The sequence below is a fragment of the Streptomyces coeruleorubidus genome (assembly GCF_008705135.1).
GTDB lineage: Bacteria > Actinomycetota > Actinomycetes > Streptomycetales > Streptomycetaceae > Streptomyces > Streptomyces coeruleofuscus.
This window is the reverse complement of the sequence record NZ_CP023694.1, coordinates 2,416,180-2,435,651: the sequence shown is the minus strand read 5'-3', so window position 1 is coordinate 2,435,651 and position 19,472 is coordinate 2,416,180. Positions and strand designations below refer to the sequence as shown.

18 protein-coding genes are annotated in these 19,472 nt (G+C 72.2%); 9 read left to right on the top strand and 9 right to left on the bottom strand.

Annotated elements, in window-relative coordinates; translation table 11 throughout:
- Window positions 1–4: 4 nt before the first annotated feature.
- Window positions 5–1,417: a MocR-like pyridoxine biosynthesis transcription factor PdxR gene (pdxR, locus tag CP976_RS11345; RefSeq protein ID WP_150480240.1), complete on the bottom strand. Its 1,413-nt coding sequence runs from the start codon at window positions 1,415–1,417 to the stop codon at window positions 5–7.
- Between the two features lie 47 nt (window positions 1,418–1,464).
- On the opposite strand from pdxR, the gene CP976_RS11340 reads away from it, so the two are divergent.
- The gene (locus CP976_RS11340; RefSeq protein WP_150480239.1) at window positions 1,465–1,950 is read left to right on the top strand and encodes a carboxymuconolactone decarboxylase family protein; all 486 of its coding nucleotides are present in this window, start codon (window positions 1,465–1,467) and stop codon (window positions 1,948–1,950) included.
- A gap of 24 nt (window positions 1,951–1,974) precedes the next feature.
- Here the strand turns inward: CP976_RS11340 and CP976_RS11335 are convergent, their stop codons facing one another.
- From CP976_RS11335 to CP976_RS11325, 3 genes are all read right to left on the bottom strand, one after another.
- The gene (locus tag CP976_RS11335; protein ID WP_150480238.1) at window positions 1,975–3,465 is read right to left on the bottom strand and encodes a glutamate synthase subunit beta; all 1,491 of its coding nucleotides are present in this window, start codon (window positions 3,463–3,465) and stop codon (window positions 1,975–1,977) included.
- Between the two features lie 140 nt (window positions 3,466–3,605).
- Window positions 3,606–4,085 (bottom strand): anthrone oxygenase family protein, encoded by a 480-nt coding sequence (locus CP976_RS11330; RefSeq protein ID WP_150480237.1) that lies wholly within the window; start codon window positions 4,083–4,085, stop codon window positions 3,606–3,608.
- A 394-nt stretch (window positions 4,086–4,479) separates the two neighbouring features.
- Window positions 4,480–5,214 carry a DUF2293 domain-containing protein gene (locus tag CP976_RS11325; RefSeq protein WP_229875807.1) on the bottom strand — a complete coding sequence of 245 codons (735 nt, stop codon included), beginning with the start codon at window positions 5,212–5,214 and terminating at the stop codon, window positions 4,480–4,482.
- Between the two features lie 153 nt (window positions 5,215–5,367).
- On the opposite strand from CP976_RS11325, the gene CP976_RS11320 reads away from it, so the two are divergent.
- Both CP976_RS11320 and CP976_RS11315 read left to right on the top strand, forming a co-directional pair.
- Window positions 5,368–6,000: a nucleoside/nucleotide kinase family protein gene (locus CP976_RS11320; protein WP_150480236.1), complete on the top strand. Its 633-nt coding sequence runs from the start codon at window positions 5,368–5,370 to the stop codon at window positions 5,998–6,000.
- Window positions 6,001–6,181: 181 nt separating this feature from the next.
- Window positions 6,182–6,610 (top strand): CBS domain-containing protein, encoded by a 429-nt coding sequence (locus CP976_RS11315; protein ID WP_150480235.1) that lies wholly within the window; start codon window positions 6,182–6,184, stop codon window positions 6,608–6,610.
- Window positions 6,611–6,653: 43 nt separating this feature from the next.
- Here the strand turns inward: CP976_RS11315 and corA are convergent, their stop codons facing one another.
- Window positions 6,654–7,781, bottom strand: coding sequence for a magnesium/cobalt transporter CorA (gene corA / locus CP976_RS11310; protein WP_150480234.1), 1,128 nt, complete (start codon window positions 7,779–7,781; stop codon window positions 6,654–6,656).
- 285 nt (window positions 7,782–8,066) lie between these two features.
- Between corA and CP976_RS11305 the strand changes: the two genes are divergently transcribed.
- Window positions 8,067–8,861: a class I SAM-dependent methyltransferase gene (locus CP976_RS11305; RefSeq protein WP_150480233.1), complete on the top strand. Its 795-nt coding sequence runs from the start codon at window positions 8,067–8,069 to the stop codon at window positions 8,859–8,861.
- 23 nt (window positions 8,862–8,884) lie between these two features.
- On the opposite strand, the gene CP976_RS11300 is transcribed toward CP976_RS11305, so the two are convergent.
- The gene (locus tag CP976_RS11300; RefSeq protein ID WP_150480232.1) at window positions 8,885–9,811 is read right to left on the bottom strand and encodes a carbohydrate kinase family protein; all 927 of its coding nucleotides are present in this window, start codon (window positions 9,809–9,811) and stop codon (window positions 8,885–8,887) included.
- 401 nt (window positions 9,812–10,212) lie between these two features.
- The gene (locus tag CP976_RS11295) at window positions 10,213–11,118 is read right to left on the bottom strand and encodes a pseudouridine-5'-phosphate glycosidase (RefSeq protein WP_150485306.1); all 906 of its coding nucleotides are present in this window, start codon (window positions 11,116–11,118) and stop codon (window positions 10,213–10,215) included.
- Window positions 11,119–11,220: 102 nt separating this feature from the next.
- Here CP976_RS11295 and CP976_RS11290 point away from each other — a divergent pair, with 102 nt between their 5' ends.
- Window positions 11,221–11,649, top strand: coding sequence for a VOC family protein (locus CP976_RS11290; RefSeq protein WP_150480231.1), 429 nt, complete (start codon window positions 11,221–11,223; stop codon window positions 11,647–11,649).
- Between the two features lie 11 nt (window positions 11,650–11,660).
- On the opposite strand, the gene CP976_RS11285 is transcribed toward CP976_RS11290, so the two are convergent.
- Together CP976_RS11285 and CP976_RS11280 are read right to left on the bottom strand one after the other, a co-directional pair.
- A complete protein-coding gene (locus CP976_RS11285) occupies window positions 11,661–12,215 on the bottom strand; it encodes a methylated-DNA--[protein]-cysteine S-methyltransferase (protein ID WP_150480230.1) in 555 nt (184 codons plus the stop codon).
- A gap of 69 nt (window positions 12,216–12,284) precedes the next feature.
- Window positions 12,285–13,151 (bottom strand): glycerophosphodiester phosphodiesterase, encoded by an 867-nt coding sequence (locus CP976_RS11280; RefSeq protein ID WP_150480229.1) that lies wholly within the window; start codon window positions 13,149–13,151, stop codon window positions 12,285–12,287.
- A 288-nt stretch (window positions 13,152–13,439) separates the two neighbouring features.
- On the opposite strand from CP976_RS11280, the gene CP976_RS11275 reads away from it, so the two are divergent.
- The 4 genes from CP976_RS11275 (at window position 13,440) to CP976_RS11260 (ending at window position 19,300) form a co-directional block, all read left to right on the top strand.
- A complete protein-coding gene (locus CP976_RS11275; RefSeq protein ID WP_150480228.1) occupies window positions 13,440–14,306 on the top strand; it encodes an MHYT domain-containing protein in 867 nt (288 codons plus the stop codon).
- Between the two features lie 40 nt (window positions 14,307–14,346).
- Complete coding sequence (gene uvrB, locus CP976_RS11270; protein ID WP_150480227.1) at window positions 14,347–16,491, top strand: excinuclease ABC subunit UvrB; 2,145 nt, start codon at window positions 14,347–14,349, stop codon at window positions 16,489–16,491.
- Between the two features lie 138 nt (window positions 16,492–16,629).
- Window positions 16,630–17,208 (top strand): TerD family protein, encoded by a 579-nt coding sequence (locus CP976_RS11265; RefSeq protein ID WP_059422155.1) that lies wholly within the window; start codon window positions 16,630–16,632, stop codon window positions 17,206–17,208.
- Window positions 17,209–17,281: 73 nt separating this feature from the next.
- A complete protein-coding gene (locus CP976_RS11260) occupies window positions 17,282–19,300 on the top strand; it encodes a TerD family protein (protein WP_150480226.1) in 2,019 nt (672 codons plus the stop codon).
- Window positions 19,301–19,472: the final 172 nt, after the last annotated feature.

The following is a 19,472-nucleotide window of genomic DNA, read 5'->3' as shown; positions in this document are numbered from 1 at the left end:
CCGGTCACGGCGGCGGCAGTGCACGGCACAGCGCCTCCAGGGCCGGCCCGTACGCATGCTCGGAGGGAGTCGCGTATCCCACGACGAGGCCGTCGCCGGCCGCCATGTCCGTGTCCGGGTGCCGGAACGCGGCGAGGCCGTCGAGGGCGATGCCCTGCCAGGCGGCGGCCTTGACCGCGGACGCCTCGGTGCCGGGCGGCAGCCGCAGCACCGCGTGCAGCCCGGCCGCGACACCGGTGGCCTCGATGTGCGGCGCGTGCTCGGCGAGCGCCGCGACGAGCCGGTCCCGGCGGCCGCGGTACCGCTGCCGCATACGCCGTACGTGACGGTCGTACGCCCCGGAGACGACGAAGTCCGCGAGGCTGAGCTGGTCGAGGACGCTCGCCCACGCCTCCCGGTCCCCCTTGGCGGCCAGGACGGCGTCGACGTACCGCTCCGGGAGCACCATCCAGCCCAGCCGTACCGCCGGCGACAGGCTCTTGCTGACCGAGCCGATGTGCACAACGCGCTCGGGGTCGAGGCCCTGGACGGCGCCGACCGGCTTGCGGTCGTAGCGGAACTCCCCGTCGTAGTCGTCCTCCAGGACCAGCCCGCCACGCGCGCGTGCCCAGTCGATCACGGCGGCCCGGCGCGCGGCGTGCAGGGGGCCGCCGGTCGGGAACTGGTGCGCCGGCGTGAGCAGCACGGCACGCTCGCGCCCCAACCGGTCGACCCGGGCGCCGTGTTCGTCGAGGGGGAGGGGCACGGTCCGCACACCGGCCGCCGTGAGGACCTCCCGGTGGAATCCGAGCCCGTACGCCTCCACCGCCAGGGGACCGCGCAGGACGCCCCCTCCGAACAGCAGCCGCAGCGCGTGCGCGAAGCCGGAGCAGATCACGATCCTGCCCGGCTCGGTGCGCACCCCACGCGCGCGTGCCAGGTACTCCGTGAGCGCCTCCCGCAGTTCGATCCGGCCGGCCGGATCACCCGGGCCGAACACCTCGTTGGGGGCCTGCTGGAGAGCCCTCCGGTAGGAGGCCAGCCAAGCGGTGCGCGGGAACGACGAGGCGTCCGGCGTGCCCTGCGTCAGGTCGTGCCGGGGTCCACGTGCGCGTGGAGGCGCCTTCCGGGGCTCGCGGGCGGCGGGCCGCAGCGGCTCCGCGCGCTCCGCGACCCGGGTGCCCGACCCCTGCCGGGCGGTGAGCCAGCCCTCCGCGACGAGTTCCGCGTAGGCGTCGGCCACCGTGTTGCGGGCGACGCCGAGATCGGCCGCGAGCGAGCGGTACGGCGGCAGCCGAGCGCCCGGAGCGAGCCGCCCGCTGCGTACGGCCTCCCGCAGGGCGCGGATCAGCGCCGCGCGGCGGCCGCCCGGCCCGGTCAGCTCCAGATGCAGGTCGGACCCGATCCGTTCCGCGGAATTGACCCACGAAGTCGCCATGGAAATGCACCCTACAGCGGGTCTTTCCGGCTCGTAGGTTGAGGGACATGACGACGCACACGAGCACGAACAGCACGCACGTGAAGGCACCCCGGCTGGAGTTCGCCAAGTCCGCCCCGAAGGCCTTCCGGGCCCTCGTCGCCTTCGACGCCGCCGCCCGCGAGGGCCTCGACCCGGCCCTCATCGAACTGATCCAGATCCGCGCCTCGCACCTCAATCACTGCGCGTACTGCCTGCACATGCACACCAACGACGCCCGCAAGGCCGGCGAGAACGAGGACCGGCTGCACATGGTCGCCGTGTGGCGCGAGGCCCGGCACTTCTTCACCGAGCGCGAGCAGGCTGCGCTCGCCCTCACGGAGGCGCTGACGCTCGTCGCCGACGCGGGTGTCCCCGACGAGGTCTACGCAGAGGCCGCCGCGTTGTTCGACGAGCGCGAACTGGCCCAGGTCCTCGCCCTGATCTGCACGATCAACACCTGGAACCGGGTGGCGCTGTCGACGGGGAAGGTGGCGGGGACGGACGAGCGGTGATCACCCCGGGGACCGGCCGTATGCCTAGACCGCCATGGGCCGGTCGTACGGTCCGATCGGTGACGGCAGCCTCGAACTGCCCGTCAGATACCGGTCGACCGCCGCCGCCACCGCCCGCCCCTCGGCGATCGCCCAGACGATGAGCGACTGGCCCCGGGCGGCATCCCCCGCGGCGAACACGCCGGGCACGTTCGTGGCGAAACCGGCGTCACGCGCGATCGTGCCGCGGGGTTCCAGGTCCAGCCCCAGCTGGTCGACGAGCCCGTCCTTCCGGTCGGGCCCGGAGAAGCCTAGGGCGAGCAGCACGAGGTCGGCGGGGAGCGTCCGCCCGGTACCTTCCACCGGGCGGCGCCGCGCGTCCACCTCGACCAGGTGCAGTGACCGCACATGGCCCGCCGCGTCACCGTCGAAGCGCAGCGTGGACGCCGCGAACAGCCGCGCGTCCGCGTCGGCCACCGGGGCGGTCCGCAGGTCACGGGCCTCTTCGTGCGCGGCGGACAGCCGGTAGACCCGCACCGGATAGGTCGGCCAGGGCTCGGTGTCCTCGTCGCGCTCGGTGTCCGGCAGCGCGTAGATGTCCAACTGGGTCACGGACGCGGCGCCGTCCCGGACGGCCGTGCCCAGGCAGTCGGCCCCGGTGTCGCCGCCGCCGACGATGACGACGTGCTTCCCGGCGGCCGACAGCGGGGACGTCTCCAGATCGCCCTCGCACACCCGGTTGGCCAGCGGCAGGTACTCCATCGCCTGGTGAATGCCCGTCAGCTCCCGTCCTGTCACGCCGAGTTCACGCCACGCGGTCGCCCCCGTGGCGAGCACCACGGCGTCGTAACGAGTCCGCAGGTCATCGGCCTTGATGTCCCGCCCGACCGCCGTCGACGTACGGAACTTGGTCCCCTCGGCCCGCATCTGCTCCAGCCGCCGCTCCAGATGGTGCTTCTCCATCTTGAACGCGGGGATGCCGTACCGCATCAGCCCGCCGAGCCGGTCGTCCCTCTCGTACACGGCGACCGTGTGTCCCGCCCGGGTCAGCTGCTGGGCCGCGGCCAGCCCGGTGGGCCCCGAACCGATCACCGCGACCGTCTTGCCGGACAGCCGGTCCGGCGGCCTCGACGGCGCGAAGCCCTCCTCCCACGCCCGGTCGGCGATCGCGCACTCGACGTTCTTGATGGTGACGGCCGGCTGGTTGATCGCCAGCACACACCCCGCCTCACACGGCGCCGGGCACAACCGGCCGGTGAACTCCGGGAAGTTGTTCGTGGCGTGCAGCCGGTCGGCGGCCGCCCGCCAGTCCTCCCTCGACACCAGGTCGTTCCACTCGGGGATGAGGTTGCCCAGCGGGCAGGCCTCGTGGCAGAAGGGGATGCCGCAGTCCATGCAGCGGTCGGCCTGCTTGCTGATGATCGGCAGCAGCGCCCCGGGGACATAGACCTCGTCCCAGTCCCGGACCCGCTCCTCGACGGGCCTGCGCGGCCACTCCTGGCGGGGGGTGGTCATGAAACCCTTGGGATCGGCCATGGCCGTCTTCCTTGCGTGCGCGTGTGACAGGCCGTGCGTCGTCGGGCGGCACTCCTTCCGGCCACGATACGTCCGCGGAGGCCCACCCGCAGGGGGGCGGTCACGCCGGCAGGAGGGCGGGACGGCGTCTGCCGTCGCGCTCAGGTGAGTGCCAGCACGTACGCCACCGCCGCACCGGCCGAGGCGGCCGTGCGGACGTGGTTCCACATCGTCCACTCGCGCACATACACCGGCCAGTACGCGGCAGCCTCCGGCGAGACTGGGTCCAGCCCGGCCAGCGCGTCGTTGCGCGGCACATTCGCGACCATGGTGAGCCCGAACGAGCCGAACAGGTACAGCGCGCTGCCCACCAGCAGCTCCACCGTCCCCTCGTCCGGCCACAGCACGAACGTCACCACGGCGATCACCGCGCACAGCACGGCCGACCCGAGGAACACGACCATGAAGGGCGGTGTCACGGCGGCCACGTTGATCGCGTTCATCGCGGCGACCCCCTGCGCGGGCGGCAGCGTGGCGAGGCCTCGCATGACGAAGGTCGAGAAGCCACAGAACACCCCGGCCACCAGGCCGGTCCCGAGCACACCCAGCACCGTCACCACGAAGTACGGTCCGTCGATCATGTCAGCCTCTTCCACCCGTTGAGCCGGGATCCTGCCCCGGCACCCTTCCTCACCACAAGCGAAATCCCGTACGAGCAGTGACCATGACCGAGCGGCGCGGGACCGTACGCGTACGGCCACGGCCCACCGAGGGCCCCGGCCAGGACTCGCCGGCCACCCGGCACGCGAGCGCCACCGTACGGCCGACCGGCCGCGCCGCCGAGGCGACCTGCCGAGAGGGGCGCACCTCCGGCGGCATGTCGTGGGGCCTGACGAGGGGGCGCACCTCCGGCCGCATGTCGTGGCGACCTGACGAGGGGGGCGAACCCCAGCCCGCATGTCGTGGCGATTGCCATGCGGGCGAACAGCGGCCGCACCTCCGGCCCGCGGTGGCGCCGCCGGCCCCCGGACCGGGTCACCCGGCGGAACCGAGCCCCGCCTCGGTCCACCCCCTCACCACCGTCTCCACCACCGCCGCGATGCGCCGCCGCGCCTCGTGCCGCGGCACGCCGCTCATCAGCAGCCGGTCGTACGGCGTGTCCAGATGCCGTACGGACGCCACGACCGCCGAGGTCACCGCCCCCTCCGTCAGCGCCCGCCCGGCCGCGCTGCGGCCCACCCGCCCGCTGCCCCGCTCGGCGGCGTGCGCGGCGATGGCCCGCGCACGGTCGGCCGGGCATCCGGGGAACAGCCGCCGTATCTCCGCCGCGAACGCCTGAGTGAACCGGGCGTCCTGAGCCGACCGCCGCCGCGCGTCCCGCACACGGCGCCGCCGTCGCGCCTCGGCGTCCGCCAGGCAGCGCTGCTCGGCCCTCGCGAGTGCCGCCTCCTCGACCAGAACGCCCTGCCGCTCGTAACGGCTCTTGCGCCGGTTGAACCGCACGACCACCGCCGACAGCACGCTCTCCTCCCGCGATCTGCGCGTCAGCGCGGTGTCGCCGCTCGGCAGGAACACCAGATGCCCCAGGTCGGCGCAGTCGAGGCAGCGCGGGACACCGTCCTCCAGGACCAGCAGCGGCAGCGGCCCTCGCCGGCACTCGGCGCAGTGCCGCCGCTTGAGGGGCTGGAAGACGAGAAGTCCGGTGCGGGACGGGAGCGTCGCGCGCGGGACCGTACGGGGTTCCGGGACCACAGGGGGTTCATGGACCATAGAGAGTTCATTCCCACCGCGGCGGCGCGCACCGCATCCGCCGGGGGAGGCCCCGGCGATCCCGGCGCCTCTCGTTCTGCCGTGTCCTCCCCGGTGTCCGCGGCGCTCGCCGGCCTGACACGTCCTGCCGCGGCCTGGCGCATCATGGGCCGTGTGCGACTCGAAGCGATCACCTGGGACCGGCTCGGCGACCTGCTCGCCGAGCGCCTGCTCGAACTGAAGCCCGCCGACGGCAGTCCCTGGCCGCGCATCGCCTTCGACGGCGCCCCGGCCGCCCGCCCGGGAGACCTCGCCCGGCGGGTCTCCGAGGCGCTGCGCATACGCGGCCGTTCCTCGCTCGTCGTGGGCACGGAGGGCTTCCTGCGCCCCGCCTCCGTGCGACTGGAGTACGGCCACCGGGACCTGGAGTCCTACTACAGCGGCTGGTACGACACCAACGCCCTGTGGCGCGAGGTGTTCGGCCCCCTCGAAGCCGGCGGCGACGGCCGCGTCCTGCCGGACCTGTGGGACCCGGCCGCCGACCGGGCCACCCGCAGCCCCTATGTCCAGCTGCCGCCCGGCGGTGTGCTGTTGCTCCACGGGCCCTTCCTCCTTCGGCACTGGTTCCCCTTCGATCTGAGCGTTCATGTCCGGCTCTCCCCGGGCGCCCTGCGCCGCCGCACGCCCGAGGCCGAGCACTGGACCCTGCCGGCCTTCGAGCGCTACGAGCAGGAGACCGGCCCGGCGGGCACGGCCGACGTCCTGGTACGGGCCGATGATCCGCGCCACCCGGCGTGGAGCGGCTGAGCCGCTGCCGGGTCGCATCCCGATGCTGGTCCGGCTGCTCCCGGGCCCGATGGTGGCGGCTGCCGCGGGCCCGGGGCGCTGTTGCGTGTGCGGGCGCCGGGTGACGCGGCGAGAATGAAGGGCGCCGGGACTCGCGGTGCCTCCCGCGCCGCGCCGGCCGTCCGGCACCGGGAGGTACTTCATGACCACCGCCGGAGACATCATGCACCGCGGCGCCCAGTGGATCCCCGCCCACGAGACCCTCGACCGCGCGGCCCAGCTCATGCGCGAACTGAACGTCGGCGCCCTGCCCATCAGCGACGAGAACGAGCGGCTCTGCGGCATCCTCACCGACCGCGACATCGTCGTCGGCTGCGTCGCCCTGGGCCACGACCCCGCCGAGGTCACCGCGGGCGAGATGGCCAAGGGAACCCCTCGCTGGATCGACGCGGACGCCGATGTCGGCGAGGTGCTCCACGAGATGCAGGAGCACCAGATCCGCCGCCTGCCCGTCATCCGGGACAAGCGCCTGGTCGGCATGATCAGTGAAGCCGACCTGGCCCGGCATCTGGCGGGCGACCAGATCGCATCCTGGGCCGAGAGCGTCTACGCCAGGACCACCCAGCGCTGATCGCGCATCGCCCCGCCCTCGACCGCGCGGGGCACGGCCCTCGTCAGAGCCAGCCGCTGCGCCGGAACCCCCGGTACAGCGTCAGGCACGCGACGGATATGACGCCGATGACCATGCCGTAGCCGTACCGCCAGTGCAGTTCCGGCATGTGGTCGAAGTTCATGCCGTACACCCCGCAGACCATCGTCGGCACGGCGATGATCGCGGCCCACGCCGTGATCTTCCGCATGTCCTCGTTCTGCGCGACCGTGACCTGCGCCAGGTGCGCCTGGAGGATGGAGTTGAGCAGTTCGTCGAAGGCGGCGATCTGCTCCTTCGCCCGCAGCAGGTGGTCCGAGACATCGCGGAAGTACGCCTGTATCTCCGGGTCGACCGCCCGGATCGGCCGGGTGGCGAGATCCTCCAGCGGCCGGCTGAGCGGCACCACCGCCCGCTTCAGCTCGAGGAGTTCACGCTTGAGCTGGTAGATGCGCCCCGGGTCCACCCGGGCGCCGGTCTCCGCGAAGACCTCCGTCTCGACCTGGTCGATGTCCGCGTGCACCGAGTCCGTGACGGTCAGGTAGTCGTCCACCACATGGTCCGCGATCGCGTGCAGCACCGCGGACGGGCCTTTCGCCAGTTGGTGGGGATCGGACTCCAGCTCCTCGCGCAGCGGGCCCAGCGAGCCGTGCCGGCCGTGGCGCACCGTGATCACGAAGTCCTTGCCGACGAAGACCATGATCTCGCCGGTGTTCACCACCTCGCTGGTGGCCGTGAGTTCTTCGTGTTCGACGTAGCAGACCGTTTTGAACACCGCGAAGAGCGTCTCGTCGTAGCGCTCCAGCTTGGGGCGCTGGTGGGCCTCGACGGCGTCCTCCACGGCCAGGGGGTGCAGGTCGAAGAGCTCGGCGATGCCCGCGAACTCCCGGTCGGTCGGCTCGTGCAGGCCGAGCCAGACGAAGCCCTCGCCCTTCTTGCGCACCGACTCCACGGCGTCCACCAGATCGCCGCGCGCAGCGGTGCGGACGCCGTCCCGGTACGTCACGCAGTTCACCACCGAGGAGCCCAGCGGGGAGCGGGCCGGGTGACTCAGGTCGACGCGCGGCCGCCGCCGAGCCAGCCGAGCCACCTTGCGGAGGCCGCCGACCCCGCCGAGGCTCGTGACCTTCCGCAGATTCCCTGCCATGGACATCTGCATCTCCTTGCGTGGAGCTCCGCGCGCCGTCCCGCGCCTTGGTTCGTCAGTCTGCCAGGCCGACGTGAGCTGCGAGTAAGCCTGTGGAAACGGCTCGTTCCGCTTTGTTCCCGGCTGTGGACGAGGTCGTTGCCGGCTGGGACAGAGGGACTCCCGCCGGGTCCGTCGTCCTGAGACATCGACGTGTGCTGGGGCCATGTGGTTCTCCGCACGTGAGCGTCGCCTCTCCGTACCGGAGCGTCGACCGTCGCGGACAAGTCGGACAACTGGGATGATCGCGGCATGACGCGAACCGATGGGTACCTCCTCGACAACCGGCAGACCGAGGCGGCAGAGCACTTCAGCGCCTTCGCCGCTCTCTTCGACCCCACGACGTTCCGGCATCTCGAAGCGCTCGGCATCGGATCAGGCTGGCGGTGCTGGGAGGTCGGAGCCGGCGGCACCTCCGTGGTGTCCTGGCTGGCGAAGAAGGTCGGCCCGACCGGACGCGTCGTCGCGACCGCCACCGACACCTCACGGCTCGCCCCCGCTGCCCGGCAGCCCGTCGAGGTGCGCGTGCACGACCTCGGCGTCCAGGAGCCGCCGGGGGAGGGCTTCGACCTGGTGCACGCCCGTCTCGCCCTCGTCCACGTGACCGACCGGGCACAGGCGTTGCGGTCCATGGTCCAGGCGCTGCGCCCCGGCGGGCGCATCCTGGTCGAGGACGCCGATCCCACCCTGCAGCCGCTGCTCTGCCCCGACGAGTACGGCCCCGAGCAGCAGCTCGCGAACCGGCTGCGGCACGGCTTCCGCAGGCTCCTCGCCGACCGCGGGACCGAACTCCCCTGCGGCCGCGTCCTCCCGCGGCTGCTCCGGGAGGCCGGCCTGACCCGCGTGTACGCCGACGCCTACTTCCCCGTCGGCTCGCCGGCCTGCGCCGCCCTGGAGTCCGTCACGATCCGTCAGATCCGCGACCAGCTGGTCACCGCGGGCCTCGCCACGGACCAGGACATCGACCGGCATCTCGCGAACGTCACGTCCGGTGTCCTGGATCTGACGACGGCTCCGATGATCTCGGCGTGGGGGCGCAAGCCGTAGCCAGGGGCGCGGGGTATCGGGCATCAACCGGGCAGGGGCGGTCTGCCGCCCACCCGTTCCACCGCCCTCGCACCCGCCCGGCAGCCCTCCGCCGCCGCGTCCTCCGGCCCGGCACCCGCGAGCAGGGCGGCGAGGAACGCGCCGGTGAAGGCGTCACCGGCGCCCGTGGTGTCCCGTGGCGTCGCCGGTACGGCGGGGACGCGGGCGCACACCTTGCCCGAGCGGGCCACGAGCGCCCCCTCGTGCCCCTGCTTGGTGACCACCAGCGGGACACGCAGGCTCAGCTCGGCCGCCGCGTCGGCCGCGTCGGTCAGCCCCGTCAGCAGACACGCCTCGTCCCGGCTGGGCAGCAGCACGTCCACGCCCTCGACGAGCGCGAGGAACCGCCCGGCGCCCAGCTCACCGAGGAAACCGGCCGACGCGGGGTCCAGGCTCACCGGCACGCCACGCGCGCGTGCGGCTTCGAGAGCCACCGTCACCAGGGCGCGACTCGCTTCGGAGAACAGGAGGTAGCCCGACAGGTGCAGCCGGGCCACGCCGTCGAGCAGGTTGTCGGACCAGTCGGCGGGTTCGAGCCGCAACGACGCGCCGCTGTCGGTGAGGAACGTCCGCTCCGCCGAAGCGCCTCCGTCCACCAGGCAGATCACCGTGCCGGTCGGCGCCTGCGGGTCGACGACGAGTCGCGGACGCACGCCGTGGGCCACCAGCTCACGCTCGTGCCAGGCAGCGGCCTCCGCCCCCACCCGCCCGAGCAGCCGCACCTCCGCCGCGCCCCGGTGCGCGGCCCAGCACGCCACGTTGGCGCCCGCCCCGCCCGGCACGGTCCGGATCGAGGCAGCCGTGTCCGTACCGGCCGCGAGCGGCCCCTCGTGCCGTGCGACGACGTCCGTGATGACGTCCCCGACGACCAGTAGCGCGCCGCGGCCCACCGAGCGCGGGGCGACCTCCATTGCGGCGGTTTTGCTCTCCGCCGAGCTCGGCGTGACATCTGCTGGGGTGGTTCTGCTCTCTGGCGGACCCGGCGTGGCCTCTGCCGGGGCGGCTCCGTGCTCCGCCGAGGCCGCTGCGATCTCCGCCCGGCGGGTTTCACGCTCCGCCGAGCCCGGCGCGACCTCAATCGGGCCGGTTCCACTCCCCGCAGAGCGCGTCCCGCTTGCTGCCGGGACCGCCGCGGCCTCGGATGGGCCGTCTGCGCCGTTCGCCGAGCGTGCCCCGCTCTCCGCCGAGCCGGCTGCCATGTCCGACGGTCGGGCTCCGCTCTCCGCCGAGCCCGCCGCCCCCTTGGCTGGCCCTGCTCCGCTCTCCGCCGAGCAGGCTCCGCCCTCCGCACCGCGGTCGCCCCCGCTGCCGGTCATCCCCGTGCCCAGGCCGCCGCGATCCGTGCCGCCAGGCGTACGTTGCCGCGGACCGCCGCCAGATTGGCGCTCAGGGAGGCGCCGTCGGTGTGCCGTACGAGGTAGTCGAGCAGGAACGGCGTGACCGCCTGGCCGGTGATCCCCTCCTCCTCGCACGCGCGCAGCGCGTCCGCGAGCACGCGCGCGTGCAGCTCCGGATCGAGCTGCTCGTCCTCGGGCACGGGATTGGCGACGATCAGCGCCGACTCCGGCCCGGCGAGTGCGTCCTGGGCCCGCATGACGCCCGCCACCTGCTCCGGCGTCCGCAGCGTCCAGTCCACCGGATGCCCCGAGTCGGACAGATAGAAGCCGGGGAACCGGTCGGTGCCGTACCCGGCGACCGCGACACCCAGCGTCTCCAACCGCTGCAAGGTCGCCGGGACGTCCAGGATCGACTTCACCCCGGCACACACCACGGTGATCCGCGTCCGCGCCAGCAGCCCCAGGTCGGCCGACTCGTCCTGCGTCACCGTCCACTCCCGGTGCACCCCGCCGAGCCCACCCGTCGCGAACACGTGTACGCCCGCCAGCGCCGCCAGCAGCGCCGTCGCCGACACCGTGGTCGCCCCGCTCGCCCCGGAGGCCGTCGCGAGCGGCAGGTCGCGGTGGCCCAGCTTGCGGATGCCGTCCTCGTTCGCGACCCGCTCCAGCTGCTCCTTGTCCAGCCCGACATGAGGCCGCCCGTCCAGCACGGCGATCGTCGCGGGCACCGCGCCCTCCTGCCGCACGGCCGTCTCCAGCTCCAGTGCCACCTGGAGGTTGCGCGGCCGCGGCAGCCCGTGGGCGATGATCGTGGACTCCAGGGCCACCACGGGCCGACGCGCGTCGATCGCCTCCCGCACTTCTTCTGACACCACCAGCACCACGCGCCTGCCTCCTGTCGGTCGGTCTTCCCTCATCTCTGGCGGGCGGCGCGCCGGGCCAAACCCTTGCGGGCTGTCGGCGACGTCACCAGCCTGGGATGCATGACGGACAACACACCACGACTCGACCACGTCGTCCTCTGGGTGCGCGACCCGGTCGCAGCCGCCGACTTCTACGAGAAGGCCGTCGGCCTGGAGACGATCAGGCTCACCGAGTTCGCCGCCGGTGAGGTGCCGTTCCCCTCCGTACGCGTCAACGACGAGACCATCCTCGACCTCATGCCGCTGACCTTCGCGGAACGCATGACCATGCTGCCCGGCGCCGCCGACAGCGCGGGGCACCCCGCCAACCACGTCTGCCTGTCACTGCCCCGGGGCGACTTCGACACCCTTCTCAGCCGCCTGGAGGAACGCTCCGTACCGGTGTCGGACCTCTCGTACGACTCCTTCGGGGCCCGGGGCAAGGCCACGCGCAGCTTCTACTTCCGCGACCCGGACGGCAACGTCTTCGAGGCGCGGCACTACGACTGACCAGCCCGTCCTCAGAACAGCGGCTCGGGCAGCACCCCTTCGAGGGCGAGCAGCTTCCGCTTGGTCTCCAGCCCGCCCCCGAAGCCGCCGATGCCGCCGCCGCTCTCGACGACCCGGTGACAGGGCACCACCACCGGCAGCGGATTGGCGCCCATCGCCATGCCCACGGCCTGGGCGGCGCCCGGCTGGCCGACCCGCCCGGCCAGATCGCCGTACCCGACGACCGTGCCGTACGGCACACCGGATGCCAGCTCGCGCAGGACCTCCCGGTTGAAGCCGGAGATCAGCGACCAGTCCAGCGGCAGGTCGAAGTCCCGGCGCTCACCCGCGAAGTACGCCTCGACCTGACGTATCGCCTCGGTCAGCAGTGGGGAGCCGGGCGCCTCGACGGGCTCGGTGCCGAGCCGTGACGCCAGCCGCTCGACCGCCCGGTCCCGCACCGCGTCCGTGGCGTGGAAGATCACGTTGACCAGGCCTTCGCGGGTCGCCGCCAGCAGCAGCGGGCCGATGTCGCTGTCGACGACGCCCCACACGACCCGCTGCTCACCCTGCCCATGGCTGTCCATGCGCCCACCGTACGACCCACCACTGACAACGCCGCTCCGGCCGGACGGACCGCCCGCCGGCGGCAGGCCTCACCCCTCCACGGCCTCCCGCACCACATCCGGCTTGTTCGTGATGATCCCGTCGACCCCGTACCCGGCGACCCGCTGAGCCGTCGCCGCGTCGTCGACCGTCCAGGTGAAGACCTCCAGCGGCCTGCCGTGCGGTCCGGTGAACGCCTGGACGGAGGCCACGTAGGCCGTGGAGATCGAGCCGTACGACGGGTTGATCTGGTCGGCGAAACCGGCGTAGCCCGGCAGGTCCGACACGGGCGGCGTGCCCAGGAAGCCGGTCTTCACGGCGGGCTTCAGCTCGTGCACCGTCCGCACGCTGTCCGCGCTGAAGCTCTGCACGATCAGCCGGCCCGCCAGATGCGACCGGTCCAGCCAGCCCTCGTTGCTGAGGACCTTGAGCGTCTGCCGCTCGATGCCCGGATACAGCTCCGGGTTCTTGATCTCAAGGAGCAGCTTCTGGTGATGACGCTCGACGCGGTTCACGAACTGCTCCAGCGTCGGCACGCGCGCGCCCGCGTACGCCGGGCCGAACCAGCTGCCCGCGTCGAGGCGGGCGATCTCGGTGGCGGTGAAGTCCTTGACCTTCCAGGGAGCCCGGTCGGGGAAGACCTCCTCGACGTCGGTGGTGCGCCGCAGGTTGTCGTCGTGGAGGACGACGAGCTCGCCGTCCTTGGTCCGCTGCACGTCGTTCTCCACCCAGCGGATGCCCAGCTCGGCCGCCTTGTCCACGGCGGCCAGGGTGTTCTCGGGCGCGTACGCGGAGGCCCCCCGGTGCGCGATGACCACCGGCCCGCCGCCGGCGGCCCGCGCCGGGGAGGCGGGGAACAGGAGGGTGATGGTCCCCAGGAGCGCGGTGGTCGAGGCGGCAACAGCGCGCGCGTGCATGCGTACTCCTCGCGTCGAGCGATCACGGCATCACGGACAGCTCAACTGTGACAGCAGAGGGTCAACACGAGAGGGGTACAGGATGACCACAGGTTGAATGGAGGAGACCCAACTCCGCTCACGGGTACCGCACAACTGCGGCAAGGGCGTGTTTCTTTGCCGGAAAGTCGTTCGACCATTCCGGTGGGGGTCATACTCACTGCGTCCACCCTGACCGCTGCCTGCGGTCCTGTGAGGGGGCGCACATCAGGAATTCCGGGACGCACAGGGCGGGAAGGGCAGCCGCGCATGCAGGGCACGGTCGACGGATTCAGCTACGGCCTGGTCACACCCCTGGTGGCCTACCTCATGGCCTGCCTCGGCGGCGCCCTGGGGCTGCGCTGCACCACCAGGTCCATGCTCGTCGCCCAGTCCTGGCGCCCCGGATGGCTCGCCCTCGGCTCGGCCGCCATCGGCTCCGGCATATGGACCATGCACTTCATCGCGATGATGGGGTTCACGATCCGCGGGACCCCGATCCACTACGACATGCCGATGACCTTCGCGAGCCTGGCCGTCGCGATCGTGATGGTGGGCATCGGGATCTTCATCGTCGGCTACAAGGGAGCCCGCGGAACTGCCCTGTTCACCGGCGGCACCATCACGGGCCTGGGCATCGCGTCGATGCACTACCTCGGCATGGCCAGCATGAGCCTGGACGGGAAGCTGGAGTACAACACGCTCACCGTCGGCATCTCCGTAGCGATCGCCATGGCCGCCGCCACGGCCGCCCTGTGGGCGGCCGGCCAGGTCAGGGGCCTCCTGTGGAGCGTGGGCGCCAGCCTCGTCATGGGACTCGCCGTCAGCGGCATGCACTACACCGGGATGGCCGCCCTCAGCGTCCACCTGCACGGCACGGCCGAACCCACAGCGGGGCAGTCGCCGGCGGCCCTGCTCGCGCCCATGCTGATCGGCCCGCTCGCCTTCCTCCTCCTCGCGGGCGTCGTGGTGATGTTCGACCCGCTGATCGTCATGGGGAAGCCCTCGGTCGTCGCCGTCGAGCAGCGGCCCGGCATCCCGGCCCACACCCACACCGCCCACAACCCGCAGCGCATGCGGCTCCGCGCCCGCCGCACCGTGGAGCACCGCGGCCCCCGAACCCCGCAGAACCGCTGATCGGAGCCTGTTGTCAGTGCGGGGTCGTACGGTGGAACCCATGCGGCCCGTTTCCCACATCGAACGCACGGTGGCGCCCTTCGAGGTCGTCAGCCCCTACCAGCCGAGCGGCGACCAGCCGACGGCCATCGCCGAACTCGCCCAGCGCATCCAGGCAGGCGAGAAGGACGTCGTCCTGCTGGGCGCGACCGGCACCGGCAAGTCCGCCACCACCGCGTGGATGATCGAGAAGCTCCAGCGCCCCACGCTCGTGATGGCGCCGAACAAGACGCTGGCCGCCCAGCTGGCGAACGAGTTCCGAGAGCTCCTCCCGAACAACGCGGTCGAGTACTTCGTCTCGTACTACGACTACTACCAGCCCGAGGCCTACGTCCCGCAGTCGGACACCTACATCGAGAAGGACTCCTCGATCAACGAGGAGGTCGAGCGCCTGCGCCACTCCGCGACCAACTCGCTGCTCACCCGCCGCGACGTCGTCGTGGTCGCCTCGGTCTCCTGCATCTACGGCCTCGGTACGCCACAGGAGTACGTGGACCGCATGGTCCCCCTGCGCGTCGGCGAGGAGCACGACCGCGACGAGCTGCTGCGCCGCTTCGTGGACATCCAGTACACGCGCAACGACATGGCCTTCACCCGCGGCACCTTCCGCGTCCGGGGCGACACCATCGAGATCTTCCCGGTCTACGAGGAGTTGGCCGTCCGCATCGAGATGTTCGGCGACGAGATCGAGGCGCTGTCCACGCTGCACCCGGTCACCGGCGAGATCATCAGCGACGACCAGCAGCTGTACGTCTTCCCGGCCTCCCACTACGTCGCAGGGCCCGAGCGCCTGGAGCGGGCCATCAACGACATCGAGAAGGAGCTGGGGGAGCGCCTCGCCGAGCTGGAGAAGCAGGGCAAGCTCCTGGAGGCCCAGCGCCTCAGGATGCGCACGACCTACGACATCGAGATGCTCCGCCAGATCGGCTCCTGCTCCGGCGTGGAGAACTACTCGATGCACTTCGACGGCCGCCTGCCCGGCTCCCCGCCCAACACCCTGCTGGACTACTTCCCGGACGACTTCCTCCTCGTCATCGACGAGTCACACGTCACGGTCCCGCAGATCGGCGCCATGTACGAGGGCGACGCCTCCCGCAAGCGCACCCTCGTCGACCACGGCTTCCGGCTGCCCTCCGCCCTGGACAACCGCCCGCTGAAGTGGGAGGAGTTCCAGGAGCGCATCGGCCAGACGGTCTATCTGTCGGCGACCCCGGGCGCCTACGAGCTCTCCCGCTCGGACGGAGTCGTCGAGCAGATCATCAGGCCCACCGGCCTCGTCGACCCGGAAGTCGTCGTCAAGCCCACCGAGGGTCAGATCGACGACCTGGTGCACGAGATCCGGCAGCGTACCGAGAAGGACGAGCGCGTCCTGGTCACCACGCTCACCAAGAAGATGGCCGAGGACCTCACGGACTACTTCCTGGAGCTGGGCATCCAGGTGCGCTACCTGCACAGCGACGTCGACACCCTGCGCCGTGTCGAACTCCTGCGTGAGCTGCGCGCCGGCGAGTACGACGTGCTGGTCGGCATCAACCTCCTGCGGGAGGGCCTCGACCTGCCCGAGGTGTCCCTGGTGGCGATCCTGGACGCCGACAAGGAGGGCTTCCTGCGCTCCGGCACCTCCCTGATCCAGACCATCGGCCGCGCCGCGCGCAACGTCTCCGGTCAGGTCCACATGTACGCGGACAAGATCACCCCGGCGATGGCGAAGGCCATCGACGAGACCAACCGGCGCCGGGAGAAGCAGGTCGCGTACAACAAGGAGCGGGGCATCGACCCCCAGCCCCTCCGCAAGAAGATCAACGACATCGTCGCCCAGATCGCCCGTGAGGACATCGACACCGAGCAGCTGCTCGGCTCGGGCTTCCGCAAGGCGAAGAAGGACGGCGGGGCGACCAAGGCGCCCGTGCCCTCCTTGAGCAGGGCGGCCGAGAGTGCCAAGCCGGGCAAGGGCAGGGGCAAGGCCAAGGAGACGGTGCCGACCGACCGCCCCGCGGCCGAACTCAGCGAGCAGATCGAGGAACTCACCGCACGCATGCGGGCCGCCGCCGCGGATCTCCAGTTCGAGATCGCTGCCCGGCTGCGCGACGAGGTCTCCGAGATGAAGAAGGAACTGCGCCAGATGAAGGAGGCGGGCCTGGCCTGACAGCGGACCGCGTACGCGCAGTGTTGCAAGACCGACACAAAGTGCGGACCGGGGTACGTCACTGTCAGTGCCCCTGCGTAGTGTTCTGATCAACCGCGACTGCGCGGCAACAGGGGACGTCCGAGAGGGGATCAGCGCGTGACCGTCAACATGACCAAGGGTCAGGCCATCAGTCTGCAGAAGAACGACGGCGGCAGCCTGACCGCGGTGCGCATGGGTCTCGGCTGGCAGGCGGCTCCCCGGCGCGGCCTGTTCGGCTCGCGTACGCGAGAGGTCGACCTCGACGCCTCGGCCGTCCTGTTCGCCGACAAGCAGCCGGTCGACGTCGTCTTCTTCCGCCACCTGGTGAGCGACGACGGCTCGGTGCGCCACACCGGCGACAACCTCGTCGGCGGTGTCGGCCAGGGCGGCGACGACGAGGCGATCCTCGTCGACCTGTCGCGCGTCCCGGTCCACATCGACCAGATCGTCTTCACCGTGAACTCCTTCACGGGCCAGACGTTCCAGGAGGTGCAGAACGCGTTCTGCCGCCTGGTCGACGAGACCAACGGCCAGGAGCTCGCCCGCTACACGCTGGCCGGAGGCGGCCAGTACACGGCCCAGATCATGGCCAAGGTGCACCGCTCGGGCCCGGGCTGGACGCTGACGGCCCTCGGCAACCCGGCCAACGGCCGCACCTTCCAGGACCTGATGCCGGCGATCCTGCCGGTCCTCTGAGGCTCCGGGGGGTACCGGCCGGGGCGGGCCGGTAGCGGCACACGACACCACACAACGACACAGGGGGAAGGCGATGACGGCCGAGCTGGTGCGGGGGCAGAACCACCCGCTCTCCCAGGCCCGTCTCGAGATCCGGGTCTCGGCCGGCACACCGATCGTGGCCGCGGCCGCGCTCAGTGACGAGAACGGCCGGATCCACGGCGTGGAGTGGGTCGCCCACCCGGGCGCACCCACCCAGCCGGGCCTCGAGGTCTCCCGGCAGGCCGCCGCCGACCATCGCCTCGCGGTGGATCTGGACGCCGTGCCGGAGGCCGTCCACCGTGTCGGCGTGCTGCTCGCCCTGCCCGCCGCCGGGGCGGGCCCGGTCCGCTTCGGTGCCGTGGCCGCCCCGTTCGTCGCCGTGACCGGCCTCGACGGCGCCGAGATCGCCAGCTACACCATCACCGGCCTGGAAGCCGAGTCGGCCGTCGTCGCCCTGGAGCTCTACCGCCGGCAGGGCGCCTGGAAGGTGCGCGCTGTCGGCCAGGGCTACGCCGGCGGCCTCGCCGAACTCCTCACCGACCAGGGGCTGCCCCAGGCCCGCCAGCTCGCCGGCGGCATCGACGACGCGGTGGCCCAGGGACTGGCCCGCTCGGTGCAGGCGCCCCCGCCGCGCACGGCGGACGGCGACCGCTCCCGGCAGGCGGCGGCCCCGGCCCTCGGCCCGGACCAGGGCGGCGGCGCTCCTCAGCCGGGCCAGGCACCACCGGCGTCGCCGTACGGCGGTCAGACGCCCGGCGGGCCGGGGCAGCCCGTGCCGCAGATGCCGTCGTATCCCGGCCCGGCGCCGGACCCCGACGCCGTCACGCAGTCGTCCACGCCCACCGCGGGCGGCCCGATCGACTACAGCCACCCGCGCCGCCAGAACGCCGCTCCGCCCCCGCCGCCGCCCACCGCGCCCCCGGCCGCACCCGGGCAGCCCGCCCAGCCCGTCGCGGGCGACGCGACCGGCTGGTCCATGGACGAGCGGCTCTACAACCAGGTGTGGGGCATGTTCGAGGACCTGGCCCGCAGCACCGCCGCCTATCGCAGCGCCGTCGACTTCGCCGAGTCCCGCATGGACAAGGAGCTCGAACAGGTCCTCTCCGACCCGCGCAGCCGGATCGGCGGACAGGGCGACGCCGCCCGCGAGGCGGCCCGCGCCCGGCACGCCCAGCTCGTCGCCCAGGCCGCCGAGGCCCTCGACCGGGACCTCGCCCAGCTCACGGCCGAGGCCGAGGTCGTCGAACCGGCCCTCCCACCGGCGTACGCCCGCTGGGACAGCCCCGTCTGGCACGATTACCGGGTGCCGATGGAGATCCCCATGGCCCTGCGCCTGGGCGACCTCCATCTCCCCGAGGCCGACGGGATCCGCATCCCGATGCTGGTCCGGCTGCCGCTGGAGCGCGGCCTGTGGATCGACAGCGGCCGGACCGGATCGTCCGACGGTTCGTTCGCGGACTCGCACGCCCTGGGGCGTCTCGCCATGGAGACGGCGGTCGCGCACGCGGCGCGGCTGCTCGCCGTCTACCCGGCGGGGGAGTTCACCGTCCACGTCATCGACCCGGCGGGCTCGGGTGCGCAGCCGCTCGCACCCCTCGTGCGGACCGGTGTGCTCGCGGCCCCGCCCGCGCTCGGCGCCGCCGGGGTGGCGGACGTGCTGGCCCGGCTCACGCAGAGGGTCGACCTGGTGCAGATGGCGGTGCGGGGAGGCGCCGCCGACTCCCTGCCGCCCGGTTTCGACACCTCACAGCAACTGCTGATCGTCAACGACTTCCCGCACGGCTTCGACGACCGGGCCGTGAACCAGCTGCGCTATCTCGCCGACGAGGGTCCCGCCTTCGGCGTCCACCTGATGATGGTGGCCGACCGTGAGGAGTCCTCCGGGTACGGGCCTTTGCTCGACCCGCTGTGGCGTTCGCTGCTGCGACTGACACCGGTGCCCGACGACCATCTCGCCGACCCGTGGGTCGGTCATGCCTGGACGTACGAACCCTCGCTCGTGCCGCCGGGCAGTCAGGTCCTCCAGCAGGTGCTCGCCCAGGTCGCGGCCGCCCGTACCAAGTATGTGTAAAGCCGTCTGACCAGGGGTTTTGGCCTTTCTTTTGCCAAGCGCTTTACCTGCTCTTGGTGATTGCGGTACTGTTATCGGCACGGAGGGGAGTACTCCCTGTCTGCTGCGGCGTACCCGTCAATACGGATCAGGCCAGATCCCGGGGCGTCGGCCCATCCTTGGGTGGAAGAGA

Bases quoted from the DNA above. Each gene is read 5' to 3' on its own strand.
- pdxR (WP_150480240.1), bottom strand. From the start codon at position 1,417: ATGGCGACTTCGTGGGTCAATTCCGCGGAACGGATCGGGTCCGACCTG.
- CP976_RS11340 (WP_150480239.1), top strand. From the start codon at position 1,465: ATGACGACGCACACGAGCACGAACAGCACGCACGTGAAGGCACCCCGG.
- CP976_RS11335 (WP_150480238.1), bottom strand. From the start codon at position 3,465: ATGGCCGATCCCAAGGGTTTCATGACCACCCCCCGCCAGGAGTGGCCG.
- CP976_RS11330 (WP_150480237.1), bottom strand. From the start codon at position 4,085: ATGATCGACGGACCGTACTTCGTGGTGACGGTGCTGGGTGTGCTCGGG.
- CP976_RS11325 (WP_229875807.1), bottom strand. From the start codon at position 5,214: ATGGTCCATGAACCCCCTGTGGTCCCGGAACCCCGTACGGTCCCGCGC.
- CP976_RS11315 (WP_150480235.1), top strand. From the start codon at position 6,182: ATGACCACCGCCGGAGACATCATGCACCGCGGCGCCCAGTGGATCCCC.
- corA (WP_150480234.1), bottom strand. From the start codon at position 7,781: ATGTCCATGGCAGGGAATCTGCGGAAGGTCACGAGCCTCGGCGGGGTC.
- CP976_RS11305 (WP_150480233.1), top strand. From the start codon at position 8,067: ATGACGCGAACCGATGGGTACCTCCTCGACAACCGGCAGACCGAGGCG.
- CP976_RS11300 (WP_150480232.1), bottom strand. From the start codon at position 9,811: ATGGAGGTCGCCCCGCGCTCGGTGGGCCGCGGCGCGCTACTGGTCGTC.
- CP976_RS11290 (WP_150480231.1), top strand. From the start codon at position 11,221: ATGACGGACAACACACCACGACTCGACCACGTCGTCCTCTGGGTGCGC.
- CP976_RS11285 (WP_150480230.1), bottom strand. From the start codon at position 12,215: ATGGACAGCCATGGGCAGGGTGAGCAGCGGGTCGTGTGGGGCGTCGTC.
- CP976_RS11280 (WP_150480229.1), bottom strand. From the start codon at position 13,151: ATGCACGCGCGCGCTGTTGCCGCCTCGACCACCGCGCTCCTGGGGACC.
- CP976_RS11275 (WP_150480228.1), top strand. From the start codon at position 13,440: ATGCAGGGCACGGTCGACGGATTCAGCTACGGCCTGGTCACACCCCTG.
- uvrB (WP_150480227.1), top strand. From the start codon at position 14,347: ATGCGGCCCGTTTCCCACATCGAACGCACGGTGGCGCCCTTCGAGGTC.
- CP976_RS11260 (WP_150480226.1), top strand. From the start codon at position 17,282: ATGACGGCCGAGCTGGTGCGGGGGCAGAACCACCCGCTCTCCCAGGCC.